Here is an 18,930-nt window from a genome sequence, read left to right as displayed (position 1 = left end):
TCCCTTATTTATATTTATTGATACACAATATAAACCATTATGAGAAAACTTTTAAATCTAATGCTTGCAACCCTCGCTTTAGGGGCTACGTCCTGTAACAAGACCTTGGTAAATACCGAAGAAAGTGTCGAAACTCTAAAAGCAAAAACATCAACTAGCTCGGTAACAAATGAATGGAACAGTAATCCCTACAAGCTGAACGTCATCTATTTTGTTCCAAATGATGTAGATTCCATTCCCAACTTCAGAAAGCGTCTTAGCAAGATCCTGTTGGACGCCCAAAATATGTTTGCAAATAATATGGATCGCGAAGGCTTTGGCAGAAAATCCTTCGGATTGGATCTGCTCAATGACAGCCTGATTAATATCCATTACATCGCTGGAAAATATGGCAAAGCTACTTATCCGTACTCAGGGGGCAGCGGCGCTGTGAAAGCGGAAGTGGACAGCTATTTTAATCAAAATCCGTCAGGAAAAAAAAGCGAGCACAATCTAATCATTATTCCAACCTACAATACAGATCCAGCTAATCCGGGAGGCCCTCCATTCTATGGCACAGGTACCAGCTGCTACGCATTAGATTATGTAAATCTGGATGCCAAAAACTTAGGAATAGGCGGTGATATTGGATGGAAAGCAACTGTATGGATAGGTGGAATGATTCACGAACTGGGCCATGGCTTAAATGCCAGCCACAACAGAATGAACAAAACGTTAGCGCCAGCTTTAGGTACGGCATTGATGGGTTCTGGCAATTCAACCTATGGAATCTCTACAACTTCTTTGACCAGTACCACAGCAGCAACATTTAACAATAGCCAAGTATTCAGCCCTGTAGTAAGAACTGACTGGTACGCATCCGCATCTGCAGAAATAACATCCTTGTCATCAAGCTTTGTGAACAATAAGATTATCGTTTCCGGGAAATTTACAACAACAAAACCGGTCAATGACATTGTTGTTTGGCATGATAGGGAGCCATTTGGAGTGAATAACGATTATGATGCCGTACAATGGGCGACAAAAATTATTGGACAGGATAGTTTTCGATTTGAGTGCCCATTAGCTGATTTTTATGATCTGACAGGGAATTACGAAATGAGAATAGGATTTCTCCATGTCAATGGAAGCCGTACCACCTTAGGATACGCCTATAACTTCGTTAACAATATACCCGATTTATCGAAGGTTTTGACCTATAAACTGTTACCGACAACAGGTTGGTCAATTGTAGCTAGCGATAGTAATGAGCCTGGATCACCAGCCAGCAATGTATTGGATATGAATAGAAGTACGGTCTGGCATACTCCGTGGTCGTCCACTCAAACCCCGCAGCCACATTTCTTTTCCGTCAATATGGGTGCATTACGCACCGTGAAAGGTGTTGCTTTCCGTAACCGCGATAATTTAAATGGAGCGATGAAAGATGTCAATATTTACTCAAGTACAAATGGTGTAAGTTGGACCTTGATCAAAACGACACAATTGAGCAAAGTCGCGGGCTCCTGGATCAATGTCGACCTTACTACATCCGTTAGCACCCAATACCTTAAAATAGAGTCGACAAGTTCTTGGGGTGATTTCTTCTATTCTCATCTTGCAGATTTTGGCGCATATTAAAACTTAGATCGATAGAATAAACGGCCGGTATAACAAATTGTACCGGCCTTTTTTAGCTTTGATCACCTTCGAATAAGTAAGATTCATCATTAGGTTAGCAAATAATTTTATATTTTTAGTAAGTCATGCTGACTTTGACTTATCAATAAGCTAGAAAAAACGATCGAAATAATCACTTATCACTAAAATTAGAATGAATAAACAAGAACTGATCAAAACTTTTTCTGACAACCACTATACAGTTATTGCCTATATCAAGGCATTACCTGAACCTCATTTTTCATATCGTAATCATGAAAAATGGACGGCAGGTCAGCAGCTAAAACATATTCTCTTAACGCTTCTACCCTTTCCAAGGGTACTTCAATCAAAAGATTACATGTCCCAAAAATTCGGATCCCTGCAACGTACAACCTGGGACTACGACACGGTGCGTAACAATTATCTCAAAACAAGCCGGCAGGCCCCAAGTCAATTTTTGCCTGAAGAAATCCTGCCTGCGCAGAAAGAGGGTCTGATTGCGCAACTGGAAGAAGTAATAGCTACAATCAATCAGCTATTTGTACTGTACAATGAAGAGGAGCTCGATAGCCTGGTTTTACCACATCCTCTGCTCGGCAAACTCAGTATACGCGAAATGTTTTTTCTGATGAGCTATCATCCCCTACACCACCTAAATCAAATCAAGGAAAACTTGGTCTCATTCAATCAGTGAGCTACACCTTATTCATCAGTTTTTCATCAAATCAGTGTTAATGGTATTATCTATTCTCTTGTATGGACCATATCATATAAATCAAAACCTTCAGCCCAGTAGTCTTTATGGATTTCCCTTAGTATAAAACCATTTTTCTTATAAAATCCGAACGTGAATTGAGAGGTACCGACTTCGATCTTTTCAACCTGATGATGGGTGTACAGAAAGTCAATACGGTGATGCAATAGATTTTTTCCAAAACCAAATCCGTGATATTTTGGATTTAAAAAACTCCAGCTCAAAAAACCTATGCGCTCATCATCAGAAAAACCTACTCCACCGCCACCAATAATTTGCCCGTTAACCAGCGCAACAAAATACGTCTCCATTTCCTGGTCAAGATATTCTGTGAAATCGGTAACCTCGCTCTGTGCAAAGTACTTCGGTATATTCATATGAAGAATATCGATCAGTTTATTTCTGTCCTGAACATCATATTTCCTAATTTCCAAATACTTATCCATAATTGGTATGATTACAAATCCCTGTCTATTGTTAACTTACATCTCCTATAAAGTTTATTAAATATAATAATAATTTAGTGTGTTTTTATTGCGCTATTTCCAGCCCTACCGATTGGCCGTATTTTTCCTAAAAAACATTAAAAACCATCGCTATTGGCTTGATTTTTGATTAATTTTACGGTCGCACTTCGGTAAGCAGATAATCATTAAATACCCAATATGCAAAAACCTCAAAAGGATATTCCGATTTTTTTTGAAGCATTAAATCAGATGCCGATTGCAACGGCGATTTATGATAATTCGAACCTCAATATCGCATTCGCCAACTCGCGAATGCTAAATATGTGGCGTACAGAGAACGAAATATTTGGACATTCCTTTGGAGAGGTTTTTCCGGTTTTTACCCAAGAAGGGTTTACAGATATACTCCGTAATGTCTGGGAAAGCGGCGTCACCTACAAGGCATTTGAAACCCCTGCAACGATCATTGACCGTGATTTCAAGATCAAACGCTATTTTGATTTTGAATACAAACCCCTCTTTGATAAGCTTGGCCGAACTTATTCCATCCTCCACACAGCCACAGATGTCACGCATAAGATACACGAAGAGAAATTTGAAGATCAAGAAAATATAACAATCAATCCCGCAACCAACCTGCGCATGATATCCTATACGCTATCACATGATGCTAAAAATCCTTTGGCTCTTGCTAAATTGGGTATAGGTGTACTAAAAGAACATTTGGATATGCAGTCCAATAGACGGCTCGAATTGTATGATGTCATTGATCAATCACTTGAAAACATTGCTGATATTATCGACAAAACGGTCGAACTGACTCTTGCTCCAATTAATAGACTACGGAAACAACCTGTTCATTTAGATCATACATTGCCCAATTGGTGCCGGGAAGCGAAATTACTATACCGTAGCCCACATACTGAACTTATCTTTGGTGACCTTTTTCCAGTAAACAGTGATCAAAATGCAATCTACCAAATCTTTACAAACTTGATCAACAATGCGGTCAAATACTCTTCGGCTAATAAGAAAGCGGCGGTGCATATCTATAGTGAAAAAGTAACGAACGGTGTATTATATATCATCAAAGATAATGGTATCGGTATTCCCCAGCATGAACTCGAAAATATACGCATGGAAAGACTCCGTGGTTCAAATTCAACGGATTACCAGGGAAAAGGCATTGGGCTGTTTATCGTTCAGGAAATTCTTGAGAGACTCAAAGCGCAGATGGCCATCTTCAGTAAGGAGAACCAAGGGACCGAAATCCGTCTATTTTTCCCAAATTGATCGAGTGACCTAGCTCTTTTATCTTCCTTTGATGGCAAATTTTGTCAATCTTACTCTGCTATTCAAGAAAAATCATTGTTGGACTCCTGATTTATGGCTAATTTTGAGTGTTTAGAAATTGTAAGCAAAATCAGACACGTCTCTATGAATCATTTTCGTAAATATTGGAAACTATTTTCCCATATTGGTGCACATCCGGGCATGTCATACATCGATTTCAAACGTGTACACATGATAAATTTGATTGCATTGTTATGTTTATTTCCGACAGTTTTCTTTTCAATCCTCAATCTTATCGATCACCGCTATGTTTTATCGGCGATTAATTTCTCCAATTCTATATGTTCGTTTACGGTCCTTCTGCTTCAATATTATGGGAAACACAATATCGCTAAGGCAACTCTATTGATAAGTAACTCTGTGTTTTTCTTCGCTGGGGCACTACTTTATAAAAATGGCGGCGAATATTTTCTATTGTGCACATTGATTGTCTCGATGTTGATGTATGACAACCGAAAGATCCATATAGTCCTTTGTATTACGGTAGCTTTCCTGATTTTACTGTTATATTTGCTTCCTGATATACTTCCCCTGAGCCAGCAAGTTCCACGATCCAGATCTGTTTTCAATATTATCAATGCACTTGCTTTTATGGTCGTTGCGGTCAACTTTTTTCTTGATATCATCTATAAGAATATGAAAAAAATTGAGCAGCAACGCCTCAACTTAGAATCCATGAATCGGGACAAAGAAAAAATTTTTTCTATTATCGCGCACGACATCAAAAGTCCTTTTGCCAACCTGGAAGCATTGGTATTTATGTTTCGTAATCAGATGCTCGATAGTAAGGCATCCCAGGAATATATCCAACAGATCCATCAGCAGATTACGCAGCAGAATCAAGCTTTGGATGATTTACTACAATGGGGCAGCAGCAGTATGCAAGGTATGAATACCAAAGCATCACCCCAATTAATCAAACCTATGATACAACAAATTATTAAAGTTTTTAATGAGAATACACAATCTAAACAACTAAAAATCAATATTAATATACCCAACAATACGCAGATAATTGCCAATCGAGATCATACCATTATTATTTTACGCAACTTGATTAGCAATGCGATCAAATTCAGCTATGTGAATGGGAATATCAACATCTACACCAGCGTGGATGAAACCTATACACATATTCATATTCAGGATGAAGGAATAGGAATTAACCCCTTGAAGTCTGCTGCACTTTTTAATGAAATTCAGCAAAAGTCCTTTGGCACTGAAGACGAGCCCGGATCGGGTGTGGGCCTTGTCTTATGCAAGGATCTTATTGAACGAAACAAAGGTGTTGTGAACATCCAAAGTACCCCCAATAAGGGATCCGTTTTTACAGTTGGATTGCCATCCTGCCCCAGCCATAAGCAGCAAACCAAGATCGAAGTTCCTACATGCTGTTAACCCAAATATAGGTTTAGAAAATTTTTGATGAGATTATTTATGGTAGAAAAACTTTGTGTACTTCAATATAGGTTCATTTTTGTAGATTTACTCCTAATACACATTGACGCAAAAGAAATATGGAAGCAAATGCCAATTATGTATATAAAATCATCGACACACCAGTTGGCCCTATACACTTAATCGCTACCGAAAAGGGACTTTCAGGTTTAGTTTGGGCGGACAAGGATTATATCCGCACAAAACTTCCTACAGCAACCTACAATGAAGAGGCTCCCGTTTTAATACAGGCGGAACTGCAGCTGAATGAGTACTTTGCAAAAAAAAGACAGATATTTGATATTCCGCTTGATTTTCAAGGAACAGCCTTTCAGATCAAGGTCTGGAAAATGCTTTTAGGTGTTCCCTATGGCACAACCAGGACTTACGGTCAACTGGCGCAGCAACTTGGCGACAGCAAAGCCGTCCGGGCCGTTGGTGGCGCGTTGAATAAAAATCCTATCGCTATCATTGCCCCTTGCCATAGGATAGTTGGCACCTCGGGCAAGCTCGTTGGCTTTGCCGGAGGCATTCGCAATAAGTCTATCCTGCTTGACCTTGAACAACAATATCGGACCCCGACACTATTCGATCTTTAACGCTGACTATTAGCCTTAGAGTATGTTATTCCTGCGGAATAACAATCATTTCAGGGAATCTTTGAATTGCCGATGAAGAGAAAAAAAATTGCATCTCCGCTTTTGTAATTAAAACTATATCTTTATGAAAAGAATTACACGGTCACTATGATAGAGAATACGTTTGGAATGGATATAATGCCTGAAAATGAACATGACAGACTGGATGCCCTCAGACGCTATAAAATAACTGGAACCCCTTCTGAAGCCAGCTTTGATGGAATTGCAAAATTAGCCACACAAATCTTCAATGCCCCTATTGCATTACTCTCACTAGTGGATGCAGAATCTGTCTATTTCAAAGCAAATATTGGCATGGGCACCACAAAGGAAACGAATCGAGGGCAAAGCTTGTGTAGTCTAGCTATTCTGGACAAGAAAGTAACGGTCTTTGAAGATACACTGAAAGAAGATATCCTACTGACCAATCCAAATGTAATTGGTGATTTTGGATTACGGTTTTACGCAGGTGCACCACTTATTACGCATGATGGTTTTATGATCGGTTCGCTGTGCGTCATCGACAAACATCCACGCGTTTTCACTACAGCTGATCGACAGATATTAGAAGGTCTTGCACGGACCGCAATGGACCAAATCGAGCTTCGAAGTTCTTCCATAGATAAAATTGATGAGCTTGAGGGTGTTAATATTACCATGGCAACTATGCAACAACGGCTGCTCGAACTTAATGACGAGATGGAACTTGCCAATGATGAACTTTATCGTACCAATAGCCAGCTCAACAAATCCTATGATTTGACAGTACTGCTCAACAAAAACCTCAAAAAAAGTGAACGTCGATTCAGATCCTTTATAGATAAGGCTCCAATAGCATTTGCGATTTTAACAGGTCGTGAATTAGTCATTGAAGTTGCCAATGATATGATGCTCAAGCTCTGGCACAAAACAGAAATCATTGTTGGCAAACCACTTGGACAAGCACTTCCGGAATTACAGGGACAGCCTTATTTGGAAATATTGGATGATGTCTTTACTACTGGCCAAAATTATATTGGAGACACTGCCTACGCAAGACTTGAGTCTATGGGAGTATTGGGCGATCATTATTTTGATTTCACCTATGAGCCGTTGAAGAATGATGAAGGCGAAACGGAGTCTATTATTGTCATCGCCAATGAGGTTACGGAGCGTATCAAAAGAAACGAACACCTTGAGGCCCTCAACTATCAGTTGGAAATTGCACTAAAAGCTGGTGAACTCGGTTCTTACAATCGCGATATAAGAACAGGTAAAATGGACTGCTCGGAAACCTGTAAACTCAATTTTGGCCTCACTAAAAATGATCGCTTTGACTATGATGTCCTCATGCAAAGCATCGTGCCCGAGCACCGCGAAATGGTCTATCAAAAAGTTCAGGATGCCATCCAGAACAAGACCACTTATCACGCTGAATATCTCATACGTTGGCCTGATGGATCGTTGCATTGGATCAATGCGTCAGGTCTTCCCAAATACGATGCAGAAGGTAATGCGACTCACCTCATTGGTGTAGTGGCGGATATCACAAAACGGAAAAATTATGAGTCTCAAAAAGATGATTTCCTGGGTATTGCCAGTCATGAACTAAAGACGCCCGTCACGGGATTAAAGGGAACGATTCAACTGCTGGAACGATTCAAGGACAAAACTGGAAGTGACATCATTTCAAGACTTATTGATCAGTCTGCTGTCAATATCAAAAAGATCGTTACACTTGTTGACGACCTGCTCAATATGCATCGAATCAGTGAAGGGCAGCTTCATCTCGAAAAAACAACCTTCAAGGCATCAAAGATACTTACCTCCAGTTGTCACAATATCATATCCCAAGGCAACCATCAAGTTAATATTACCGGCGATCTCGATGCAGATATCTTTGCCGACGAACAACGTCTGGAACAAGTCCTTGTCAATTTTGTCAATAATGCCGTTAAATATGCTCCAGAATCGAGAGAAATCAATATTACGGTTGAACAGTTGCAAGATCGTATCAAAATAACCGTCAAAGATCAAGGTGAAGGTATTAATCCGGCAGTACAGCCATTTATTTTTGATCGATATTATAGAGCTAATCACGAAGGTAAATCCTACTCGGGGCTTGGACTGGGGCTCTATATTTCCGCTGAAATAATCAAAAAACACGCGGGTCAGATAGGAGTTGATAGTACCGTGGGTTTGGGCAGCAGTTTCTGGTTTTCCATCCCACTCCCGACAGCAGAAAAATAAACACAAAAGAGCCGGTTTTTACCCGGCTCTTTACTATCAAATCCTACGTGCTTATTGACAGACTGCTTACGTGTAGTAGTCCGGCATTTGAAAATAGACTTAGGCTATCTCCTCAACCGTCGCATCAGGCGCATTCTTCTTGACAGAATCAATGCCATTTTCCATACCACTTGCGCTTTCATACATCTCGCTGGTTCCAATAATTTGGCCATTGGTAGCCTTGAGGTTGAAGTAGTGCTTACCGTTCGTAGAAGTTTTACGATCAAATTTGTTATCGTCCTGAGCGTTCTTTTTTACAGATTCAACGCCATTTAAGCAGTTTGCTTTAGTTGTATAACCTTCACTGCTTAAAATCACCTGTCCGTTTCCAGCTTTTAGATTAAACTGGAATTCTCCATTTTTCCGTGTTTTTACTTCAAATTTACCCATTTTCTCAATTAATTAAATAAATATGTGGTTATCGGAATTAACTTCCATACTAAAGATAATACTTTTCAATGTTTTTATTGTAAAACAACGATTAATTTTTTTATCATCAATAAGGCACATACTTCCTATACATCTGTCCTAACAGATTCAACGTCACAGTACGCAAGACAGTTTAATCTCTTAAAGCGGTTAAATCTTGTGTAGGAGCCGGCAAATTCAGATCACTTATGGCCGTATAGACAGATTCATCAACTTTAAAACCCCATTTTCTAAAAAAATCCGAAAGATCTTTTTGTGCAATCTGACATGCCGACAGCATAAAATAGCGCATTTTCTCTGCGTCTGTTGAAACTGTGGGTCTGTTCTCGCGGGTACTTTTGCTAAGTTTGATGTAGAAATCATCACCAAATCCTAGCCAAAGCTGATGAAACATAATCATTTTCAAATCATTATCCCCTGAATTAAAGTTGCGGTCCGCGATGTTTTTCTGAAAGTAAGTCGTCAATTTAGGCCAGGAATTATTGGCAGTCACCCGGCTTACCGGCAATCCAAATCCCCTTTCACTGGCTAGAGAATAGACATTCACGGTTGTTTCTGTCAGATTGCCCCAGGTCCAAGCTTTTTGTTGATAGGTATGCCCTACTTCATGCCATATTCCCCATCCATTTGTATTGGACAGGTATTTTGGCTGCAACATACGATAAGATAAAGCATCGGTAAAATAAATTGAAATACCGGCAGCCATATAACCACCTGCACTCGAATCTCTCACGGTAATCAGGTGTTTATTATATGGTATGGCATGGACTCCACTCGTACCATTCAATCCACTGATACGATTGGAAAAACCAATAATTGAATCCAGTCTATCCACAATAAGCTGTTGATCTTCGTTCTTATACAATAGCGCATCGGCAATTTTGGCCACCATAATGGTGTTATCTGACGAGAAGACGACATCCGGCACGGTATTTTTCAACGAATCCAATGTAGCTACCCATTGCTCATGGGTGGTAATTCCCTTTTGAAAGTAAGGCACCGGGATAAAACCATTGCCAAAAGAAAGCTCTATTTCTCCAGTTGTTGTGTAGTTATCAGCTGTATAAATCACATAAACCAAGCCCCCGTATTGGTCCACTGTGAACGTTTGCGTACCTGCCTGGAGATTGAAATACTGCCGCACTGGTCGAATATTGTCTCTAAAAGGCGTCCCGATCGCCAAGCGTGCTGCTGTAGTCCCCGAGTTGACTTTCACTTTTATGGTTATAGTACTGTTTGGTGCTACATAAAATCCGGTCACTTGCATTTCATTATGATTTGCTCGAAACTGAAGTCTATCAACCTCAGTTGCAGCGGAAGGACTTACCTTAAATAGTTGGACCGAATCCGCTATCGCTAAGGATTCTGCACTGGAATCGTTCAACAAAGTGTACATTAAGCTCCCATCCTTCCGGCAGGAAGTAGTCATAGCGATCACTAAAATCGCGATTAAGGAAAACACGGTCTTTCTCATAATTTTTAATTAAAGTTTATAAATTGTATTAATTGTCCACACTTCTTTTGGATCACCCTTCAAAGCCTCAGCGGTTGTTTCGAAGTTTTTATTTTTCTGATCGATTTATGGTTCATCGAAACTTGAAAACCAGATGATCCATGCAAAGAATTCACTTCACCTTCAGCAAAGTATTTTAGTTCATAATCTAAAAGCAAGATATAATATATTGTACAGAAAAATAATCAACCACTCCACATCAAACGTTTGCACAATTCACGAAAAGCTTTTCGCTATGATAAATTTCAAATAATTTTAAAGAAAATCTGTTTAAAACAAAAAATAAGAAACGAGTAATAGCCCTATTCTCTACTGCTATAGAGGCTAGATGTTATTCAAACTAATTATACGGGCCCAGCGTTATTTCCTCGAACACCACATCATAAGGGACTAATATGGCAACACATGATCATCATATCTTTTAACATCAATAAAATTATATTTCATTCTCCTGACGTAGAATAATCATCACGTGAAGTCTAAAAACCTCAAAAAAAACAGCATAACCAAAAGTTATAATACACCTGTTTCAATATTTAATTTTTAATACATATAACATACACAAAAAGCTATAATACAAAGAATAATGAAAAATATAAGTATAAAAAGCAATAGTCAAAAATTAAAGTAAAAAAGCGATTTGTCTGTTATTGGAATCAGGATTTTTATTCATCCACCTATTTCTCCAGTAATAGTCTGCAACAGGTTAGTTCTACCACAATCTGTGATAAAAAATTATAATTTTAAAAAGCGAATCGTTAAATTCGAAAAGTACACTATGAAATTAATACGCTAATTTTGCTTTCATTCAAACAAGATTGATGGAACACTTAACCTAAACTATAGGCCTTGACACTATAGTGGGGCAATAACGAGCGATTATCTTAAAACATGAAAAACAACATAAAGGAACAAAACGAAACGTTAAATCAATTGGATCAAAATTCAGCATTGCTAGCAGAACACCCCATTCTAGTAGAATTTAAAAACCTTATTCACCAGTATCCTCAGAATCACTGGGACCTCCAATTCTACTTGAAAAAGCTCAATATATCAAGAATAGCGCTACATCGATTGACGCTTTCAAGCAGTGAAACTTCACCCAGCACGATCGTTAAAGAGATTGTTGCAAGTGAGATTGCAAAAAAGCTAGCTTCTACTGAAATTCCCATTAAAGAGTTGACTTCGTATTATGGCTTTAGTTCATCAGCATCATTAACGCGGTTTATAAAAAAACATACGGGTCTTAGTCCGCGAAGATTTAGAGCATTAAACGCATTGGATTATATTTGAACTTATCCAGCGGCAATCTCTCATTTCGATAGCTAAAAATTGAATATCGTTGGACAAACCTTTTTATGATATTTTAATGATACTCATGTATTTACCAATATTTGTTATTGATTGGATAAGGCTGCACAGTGACTAAAAATCAAAATAGTGCAGCTACTGCTTTTTGATAAGCTCGTAATTATTCTGCGATTCGTCCTTTTGCACGGTATACTGATCTTTGAGGTGCATCCCCCAGCCATCACCCTCTATTCGCTGTCCTTCGATTTTTATAGGCTTGCTAACTGTTATTTTATCCCAATTGGGTGCCATAAGCGCTCCACTTTTGACGTCTAGAATCCCCCAGTTATCGGTGATCCTTATGGTTGGATAAACAGTTCCCAAATCCGCGATTGGGAGGATATTTCTCGGATCAAAAGACACATTCATTTTCTCAAATTTTATGGTCATATGAGGCTGGTCCACAAACAAGGAACGGTACAATGCAATTTGCTGTTTTATTTTTTCCGCACGTAGTTGTTCCTCTGTGAATATCTGTTTTTCCATTATACTCCGCTGTAATGGCTTTTACTGTTGCTGCAAGATCTTTCGGAAGTTCAATGTTCAATTCGCGCATAAAGAATATGGTTAAATCTGTATTTACTGAAATCTTTTGATTCCAAAGCGGATCCTTTAAACTCATTATATATCCATAGATCGGCGTGGTATTGTAAGCAAAAGACCTTACATAAGTGGGGTTCTTGAAAAACCTGTCTATTACATCAATGAAATGTTTTTTTGTTTTTTCTTTATCTCTCCCACTGATCACTACTCCGGTATACTCTGCAATCCCTTCATTAAGTTCCAATTGATTTTCAATGTGGGCAGAACCTGGAAAAAGTGAATTTCGATACTTCCGAAAAATCAAAGCATTTTTCAAGTGCATTCGTTGTTCATCTTGCGCATCTGAACAAACGGCCTTTTTAAGCGCCTCCAATTCTAAACGTAAGTATATCCGTCCATTCTCTTGATCGAGATGGGTACTTTCGCTGTTATTTTGAACGAATCCCAAAGCCGATTGTGCGGAATGAAACAATTCATGAGCCAACAAATTGATCCGTGCATAATAATCTTTAGATTAAGGCAACATAATCATCGCCCAAGTGCGACCATTCCACGTTAAAGACGTATTGGCAATATTTACACTGTCGGGCAATTTACCAATATAGCTATTTTTATATTGCACAAATGAACTATCGGTACCAAAGTTATTACTAAATAACTGTCGTTTCTGAGGATTCACTAAAATAATATCGCCATATAAATCCCTATTCCATAACGAATAACTCATTTTAGTTACAGTTTTAATTTCACTAAAATATTGAACGATACTGTCTGGCTTTACCTCCTTAGATTCTTGTCCAAGCGCTAACGCACTGAACAAAAGATATAGAAACGTTATAGATATTTTCTTCATTTAACACTTTTGAAAACGGTTATAAATGGTATTTTTTAGTTAAAAAGAGATTATTAGAATTTGACAAACATCTTCTTTCAAATTCCTAAAAATACATTATATCACTAAAATATCTATCATTAAACAAAAAAAAGCACACTTAATATGTGTACTTTTTTGCTCAACATAGACTATGCTGTGTTTATACATCAATATAAAGACTCTTTGAACTACAAAGTCTCCTTGAGATATACTACTGATTCCAAGTTCAATCCATCGAGTCTGCTAATACCCGGTTGTTTTACAAATCCATTCTGTTCAAAAAGTCCGATCAACGAACTTCTTAAGGGTTCATTGATCCAAATCACGTCGTATGTACTGCAGACGGCAAGACATTTGTCCATCAATGATACCTCCATTTGCTGCAAAGCCTCATGCTGGCAGACACCGAAATCCGCGATTCGAATCACACGTTTACCTGCCAAGCCATCCGGCTTCTGCCCTTTCGAGGTTATTCTGGCATAACCCATGGGTTGATCGTTAGCATATACCACCAGCCATTGATTTGACATACTGTTTATTTCGTTGACAAGTGTTTTGGAATTAAAACTATCAACAATGTAATTGTCTAGTTCAGCTGGCTCCACTAAACTGCCGAATTTTTCTAGGGCTAGAGTTTTGGTGAGCATCGACAACGCTTCAATTCCCTGCTCTGTTGCTACCGTAAATTTTGTAATTATATTCATATGTGCATCTACTATTAAATACACAAATGTACATGCAATCACTTGCTAATATTCGATACACATTGTTCATTTAGCATCAGTACAGGCGCCCACACAAATAACGACCTATATGCTGGATCGCTTCTATTCGTTTAGCAGAAAACTTGTCCGCGATGACCAACCTAAAATAATGTTCAAAAGTATTCGCAAAAGAGAACGTATAGCCCGGCGTAAATCTTGCACCAATTTTTTCACACTGCGCGTAAAAATCCGCCATATCTGTACTTTCAGGCATTTTAACCCAAAGATTATACCCGCCTGCAGGTGTGATCACTTTGGTTTTTTCAGGAAAACTGGAAGCGATTAGGTTGGTGGCCAGATAGGCATTTTTTGCCAGTTGCATCTTCAGTGAACGAATATGCCGATCGTAACTGCTGCTACCGATCAAAAGGTTTACGGTCTCCTGATTCAGAGGAGAAACTGTACTGCCCAATGCGAACTTGATCTGTTCAGCATCTTTCAGAAATCGCCCTGTGCTTAACCAACCCAGCCGAATTCCAGGTGCCAGGTTTTTTGAATACGATGAATACGTCATGACCAATCCGCTTTCATCAAATTGTTTTAGTGTGGATGGTCTGCTCCCCTGAAAGTTCAGGTCTCCATAGATATCGTTCTCGATTACAGCAACATGATATTTATGAGCAATCGCCAATAAAGCAATTTTCTGTTCATCTGAGAGCAAAATACCTGTTGGATTATGAAAATTCGGTGTTAGGACGACTGCTTTTACAGCACTTCCTTGACATGCTTGTCTAAAAAAGTCTATATCAAAACCATCTTTAGTAAGAACAGGAATTTCAATAACGCGCAGCTTGAGCACCCGAATGACCTCCAATACAGAAAATACGCACGGACTTTCCACAGCAACAATATCTCCGGCTTCACATGCAGCAGCCAAGGCGATATACAAAGCCTGCAGGGCGCCATCTGTGATCAGTAGTTCATCTGCATGCAGTAAGGTCTGATAGGAGGCCGCACGCCTGATAATATTGTCCTTCAATTGTACCGAACCGTTAGATGGATAATAGCGTAGTAATCCTGCCCCCTGTTCCCGAATGACCTGCTGCATGGTCCGAAGTAAAAGTTTTTGCGGAACAAGAAGGTCCCCTGGGGCAGCAACATTAAATTCCGAAAAACCCCGTCCCACAGGTGACGCTGTTGTCAGACCAAGCCCTTGCTCAAAGACAGCATCCCTTACTACCGGTGGACGTCGACGCCCTTCCGGTTCTGCCAGCATTTCATTCTTCGCACTGACATAGTAGCCAGATTTCGGAACGCTCTCCACCAAACCAATAATCATAAGATACTCATAACCTGACTGAACAGTACTCATACTTAAACCGTAGTAATCTTTAAACTCGCGTACTGAAGGCAGCTTTTGCCCCGGTTTATAGACTCCTGATTTTATATTTTTCTCAATTGCTTGTGTAAAAATTTCAAATTTATAGCTCTTCATCTGTATTGATCACTTTTACCTATACTGTACCTGTATCGCAAATCTAATCAATCTAAATTTGTCTAAAAAAGAAATGACAGGTAATTATCAAATCAACAGCCCTAGCGAATTACGTGCTCTTCCACAGGAGGTATTACCCGAATTAAGTCAGGAACTAAGAAACTTCCTCATTGACCATATTGCCACACATGGCGGTCATTTTAGTTCAAGCCTTGGTGTTGTAGAACTTACTATAGCAGTTCATTATGTATTTAACACCCCTAAGGATAAATTGATCTGGGACGTTGGTCATCAGGCTTATATCCATAAATTACTCACAGGGAGAGCGGCTCGCTTCCATTCGAACAGACTTCTAGGCGGCATAAGCGGATTTCCTGTTATGGAAGAAAATAACTTTGACGCCTTTGGTACAGGTCATTCTTCCACATCCCTATCAGCAATTCTGGGTATGGCCTGCGCAGCCAGGTATAAGGGTGATAACAGCCGTCAACACATCGCTGTTATCGGTGACGGCGCCATGACTGCCGGTCTAGCATTCGAAGCTTTAAATAATATAGGTTTCGAACAGCCTAACCTATTGATTATATTAAATGACAACGATATGTCTATTGATGCCGGTACGGGAGCCCTACAAAACTATCTGACCGACCTGACCTCGGGGCAAGCCTATAATCAGTTCAAATCACAGATCAAAAAGCTGCTGTCACCCCATAAAGATCGGACACAATGGTCAATTGCTGCGATTAGAAAAATAGAGAAATTGATAAAAACAGGGCTATTTGCTTCGAGCAATATTTTCGAGGCTTTAGGAATACGTTATTTTGGACCAGTGGATGGTCATAACGTCCAGAAACTTATCAAAATATTTGAACAGTTGAAGCATATTCCCGGGCCCAAAATAGTGCATTGTGTAACACAAAAAGGAAAAGGTTTTACACCGGCCATGTTAAACAAGGCGGAATGGCATGCCACAGGGAAATTCGACAAACTGACAGGTATACCGTTAGAAAACCAACTACCGCAACTCTACAAGGAAACTTTTCAGCAAGTGCTAGGCGAAACGCTGATACAGCTCGCCCAACATAATAGCCGTATTATCGCTATAAGCCCAGCTATGCTTTCTGGCAGCAGGCTGACGGCAATGAAACAGCAAATGCCTAACCGCGTTTTTGATGTTGGTATCTGCGAGCAGCATGCCATTACTTTTTCCGCAGGCCTTGCTGCTGATGGGCTACTTCCTTTCTGTGTGATTTATTCGACATTCTTACAACGCGCCTATGATCAACTAATCCACGACGTCGCTTTACAGAAATTACCGGTCGTGTTCTGTATCGACAGGGCCGGCGTTGTCGGTCCCGATGGCCCCACCCATCAAGGGGCATTCGACATTGCTTTTCTTCGCTGTATACCCAACATCGCAGGCGCTTCGCCCATGACGCTCACAGACTTTAAAAATTTGTTGTTCACAGCTCAGGACATCACTCTTGACGGACCGCTTGCAATCCGCTACCCAAAAGGCCCAGGTGGTCGAGAGAAGCAATCAGACAAATTTACAAGACTTGAAATTGGAAAAGGAAGAAGGCTTTGTTCAGGCCAGGACATTGCCATACTCTCTCTTGGGCCCGTTGGTCTATATGCGCAGGACGCCTGCAACGAACTGCTCCGGGAAGGCATGCACGTTGGACACTATGACCTACGGTTCTTTAAACCGCTCGACGAAGCGTTATTACATGAAGTATTCCAATCATATTCCTATATCATCACTGTTGAAGATGGATGTATAGCTGGTGGAGTAGGAACTGCAGTGCTGGAATTTATGGCCGAACATGGCTACTCAGCGACTTTGAAGCGACTTGGCTTGCCCGATACTTTTGCAGTACAGGGTACACAGCAACAGCTTCACCAACTTTATTACTATGACAAGCAGGCTATTGTCACAACCGTGAGGCAGCTATACACGGATCTACTCGAATCGGAAGACCCAGGGTGTAGCCTTAAGCCGAACGCGTCTTTCCCCAACAATTAACTTAGTCACATTAGCAGTGCTTAAACAATATAGATTTAATTATTATTTGGTCTGATCACAGGATGTAAATAGCAAAGGGCCGACCCTGTCAGACATTCAGCTTGCGAAGCTTTCCTAAAAGGTCGTTTTGTCAGGACATGCTTTTCATAGATTTACTTCGTCTTTCAATTGTAAAAAGAATCTATAAGAGCCAAAACTGTTTATATCTTCTAAGACAAACATCCAGAAAGGTACGGTGTTTGTGGCTTACATGAAAGAAACAATGTTGTTTCTTTCATGTAGCAATTCATACCATGAAACACTTATTCGTCCTCCTTGCTATAGCGACAGGCTTATTTCTGATCAGCAAGGTTTGCTTTTCACAAAAAGGGAAAGATTCAAAACCGTCAATACAAAATACTATGAATACTATAAATCAAAAAGATCATGTTGTCTATTTTGCCGGAGGATGCTTCTGGGGAACTGAGCATTTCTTTAAACAAGTCCGCGGGGTCACCGCAACCGAAGTTGGCTATGCCAATGGAAACCTTCAGCACCCTTCTTACGCACAAGTTTCGACAGGAACGTCAGGTTTTGCCGAAACGGTAAAGGTAAACTTCGACCCGGAGCTTGTCGATCTAAAGCTACTTGTAGACCTTTTCTTCAAAACAATTGATCCAACTTCATTAAATAAACAAGGCAACGATATCGGCACACAATACCGTACAGGCATCTATTATACCAATGCCGATGATGCCACTGTTATCAAAGAACAAATAGCTGCTTTAGCAAGTCAATACAACAGCAAAATCGTGGTGGAAATAGAACCTTTGCAGAATTATTATAATGCTGAAGCTTATCATCAAAAATACCTGGACAAAAACCCCGGGGGTTATTGCCATATAAGCCCTGATTTATTTAAACTTGCGCGAAATGCCAACCCCGAAAAAGCGAAATCGGACGTTAAAAACACGTATAAAAAAGCAGACAAAGAGACCTTGAAGAAGGAGTTGACTCCATTGCAATACGATGTTACACAAAACAATGCAACGGAGCGCGCATTTGACAATGCCTATAATGATGAATTTAGGGAAGGTATTTATGTCGATATCACAACCGGAGAACCCTTATTTGTTTCTACAGATAAATTTGAATCGGGATGTGGGTGGCCCAGTTTTTCCAAACCAATTAGCGATAGCCTGATTGAAGAACACTCCGACAATTCGTACGGAATGCGCAGAACGGAAGTACGCAGCAAAACTGGTGATGCACACCTTGGCCACGTTTTTAACGATGGACCGGCAGATAAAGGTGGTCTGCGCTATTGTATAAACAGTGCTTCACTTCGATTTATTCCAAAAGACAAGATGAAAGCACAGGGTTACGAAAAGTATTTGCCATTATTGGTGAAAAAATAGGCTGCAGCGCCTCATTGGAGGCGCTTGCTATGAACATTCAG

17 protein-coding genes and 1 pseudogene are annotated in these 18,930 nt (G+C 39.8%); 10 read left to right on the top strand and 8 right to left on the bottom strand.

Features of this window, described 5'->3' with window-relative positions:
• Positions 1-39 precede the first annotated feature (39 nt).
• Positions 40-1,620 carry a discoidin domain-containing protein gene (locus ACHWSC_RS19025; RefSeq protein ID WP_394677808.1) on the top strand — a complete coding sequence of 527 codons (1,581 nt, stop codon included), beginning with the start codon at positions 40-42 and terminating at the stop codon, positions 1,618-1,620.
• 193 nt (positions 1,621-1,813) lie between these two features.
• Positions 1,814-2,335, top strand: a complete 522-nt coding sequence (locus ACHWSC_RS19020; RefSeq protein ID WP_394677807.1) for a DinB family protein — start codon at positions 1,814-1,816, stop codon at positions 2,333-2,335.
• Between the two features lie 50 nt (positions 2,336-2,385).
• Here ACHWSC_RS19020 and ACHWSC_RS19015 read toward each other — a convergent pair whose 3' ends face one another.
• A complete protein-coding gene (locus tag ACHWSC_RS19015; protein WP_394677806.1) occupies positions 2,386-2,841 on the bottom strand; it encodes a GNAT family N-acetyltransferase in 456 nt (151 codons plus the stop codon).
• Positions 2,842-3,060: 219 nt separating this feature from the next.
• Between ACHWSC_RS19015 and ACHWSC_RS19010 the strand changes: the two genes are divergently transcribed.
• The 4 genes from ACHWSC_RS19010 (at position 3,061) to ACHWSC_RS18995 (ending at position 8,519) form a co-directional block, all read left to right on the top strand.
• On the top strand, positions 3,061-4,155 hold the full coding sequence (locus tag ACHWSC_RS19010) for an ATP-binding protein (RefSeq protein ID WP_394677805.1): 1,095 nt from the start codon (positions 3,061-3,063) through the stop codon (positions 4,153-4,155).
• A 144-nt stretch (positions 4,156-4,299) separates the two neighbouring features.
• Positions 4,300-5,613 carry a sensor histidine kinase gene (locus ACHWSC_RS19005; protein ID WP_394677804.1) on the top strand — a complete coding sequence of 438 codons (1,314 nt, stop codon included), beginning with the start codon at positions 4,300-4,302 and terminating at the stop codon, positions 5,611-5,613.
• A gap of 119 nt (positions 5,614-5,732) precedes the next feature.
• A complete protein-coding gene (locus ACHWSC_RS19000) occupies positions 5,733-6,251 on the top strand; it encodes a methylated-DNA--[protein]-cysteine S-methyltransferase (RefSeq protein ID WP_394677803.1) in 519 nt (172 codons plus the stop codon).
• 147 nt (positions 6,252-6,398) lie between these two features.
• Positions 6,399-8,519, top strand: a complete 2,121-nt coding sequence (locus ACHWSC_RS18995) for an ATP-binding protein (RefSeq protein WP_394677802.1) — start codon at positions 6,399-6,401, stop codon at positions 8,517-8,519.
• A gap of 99 nt (positions 8,520-8,618) precedes the next feature.
• Here the strand turns inward: ACHWSC_RS18995 and ACHWSC_RS18990 are convergent, their stop codons facing one another.
• Together ACHWSC_RS18990 and ACHWSC_RS18985 are read right to left on the bottom strand one after the other, a co-directional pair.
• Entirely contained in the window at positions 8,619-8,948 is a 330-nt protein-coding gene (locus ACHWSC_RS18990) for a YegP family protein (protein WP_120334162.1), read from the bottom strand.
• A gap of 172 nt (positions 8,949-9,120) precedes the next feature.
• Complete coding sequence (locus tag ACHWSC_RS18985) at positions 9,121-10,461, bottom strand: M60 family metallopeptidase (protein ID WP_394677801.1); 1,341 nt, start codon at positions 10,459-10,461, stop codon at positions 9,121-9,123.
• Positions 10,462-11,391: 930 nt separating this feature from the next.
• On the opposite strand from ACHWSC_RS18985, the gene ACHWSC_RS18980 reads away from it, so the two are divergent.
• Entirely contained in the window at positions 11,392-11,793 is a 402-nt protein-coding gene (locus ACHWSC_RS18980) for a helix-turn-helix domain-containing protein (RefSeq protein WP_120334160.1), read from the top strand.
• Positions 11,794-11,946: 153 nt separating this feature from the next.
• On the opposite strand, the gene ACHWSC_RS18975 is transcribed toward ACHWSC_RS18980, so the two are convergent.
• The 5 genes from ACHWSC_RS18975 to ACHWSC_RS18955 form a co-directional block, all read right to left on the bottom strand.
• Positions 11,947-12,240, bottom strand: a complete 294-nt coding sequence (locus tag ACHWSC_RS18975; RefSeq protein WP_394677800.1) for a hypothetical protein — start codon at positions 12,238-12,240, stop codon at positions 11,947-11,949.
• Complete coding sequence (locus tag ACHWSC_RS18970; protein ID WP_394677799.1) at positions 12,224-12,865, bottom strand: hypothetical protein; 642 nt, start codon at positions 12,863-12,865, stop codon at positions 12,224-12,226. The genes ACHWSC_RS18975 and ACHWSC_RS18970 overlap by 17 nt, the downstream gene beginning before the upstream one ends.
• A 42-nt stretch (positions 12,866-12,907) precedes the next feature.
• Positions 12,908-13,120 carry a hypothetical protein gene (locus tag ACHWSC_RS18965; protein WP_394677798.1) on the bottom strand — a complete coding sequence of 71 codons (213 nt, stop codon included), beginning with the start codon at positions 13,118-13,120 and terminating at the stop codon, positions 12,908-12,910.
• Between the two features lie 335 nt (positions 13,121-13,455).
• On the bottom strand, positions 13,456-13,971 hold the full coding sequence (locus ACHWSC_RS18960; protein ID WP_313188570.1) for an N-acetyltransferase: 516 nt from the start codon (positions 13,969-13,971) through the stop codon (positions 13,456-13,458).
• Between the two features lie 76 nt (positions 13,972-14,047).
• Entirely contained in the window at positions 14,048-15,466 is a 1,419-nt protein-coding gene (locus ACHWSC_RS18955; protein ID WP_394677797.1) for a PLP-dependent aminotransferase family protein, read from the bottom strand.
• Positions 15,467-15,539: 73 nt separating this feature from the next.
• Between ACHWSC_RS18955 and dxs the strand changes: the two genes are divergently transcribed.
• The 3 genes and pseudogenes from dxs to msrB all read left to right on the top strand — a co-directional run bounded on the left by dxs (position 15,540) and on the right by msrB (position 18,889).
• Positions 15,540-17,492, top strand: a complete 1,953-nt coding sequence (dxs, locus tag ACHWSC_RS18950; protein ID WP_394677796.1) for a 1-deoxy-D-xylulose-5-phosphate synthase — start codon at positions 15,540-15,542, stop codon at positions 17,490-17,492.
• A 293-nt stretch (positions 17,493-17,785) separates the two neighbouring features.
• Positions 17,786-18,361 (top strand): annotated as a pseudogene (gene msrA / locus ACHWSC_RS18945) (peptide-methionine (S)-S-oxide reductase MsrA); the annotation flags it as partial.
• A gap of 108 nt (positions 18,362-18,469) precedes the next feature.
• Positions 18,470-18,889 carry a peptide-methionine (R)-S-oxide reductase MsrB gene (gene msrB, locus ACHWSC_RS18940; protein ID WP_343566901.1) on the top strand — a complete coding sequence of 140 codons (420 nt, stop codon included), beginning with the start codon at positions 18,470-18,472 and terminating at the stop codon, positions 18,887-18,889.
• Positions 18,890-18,930: the final 41 nt, after the last annotated feature.

Origin of the sequence: uncultured Sphingobacterium sp. (genome assembly GCF_964277905.1) — a bacterium.
In the GTDB taxonomy this organism is placed as follows: Bacteria; Bacteroidota; Bacteroidia; order Sphingobacteriales; family Sphingobacteriaceae; genus Sphingobacterium; species Sphingobacterium siyangense.
This window is presented reverse-complemented; position numbering and strand designations above follow the sequence as displayed.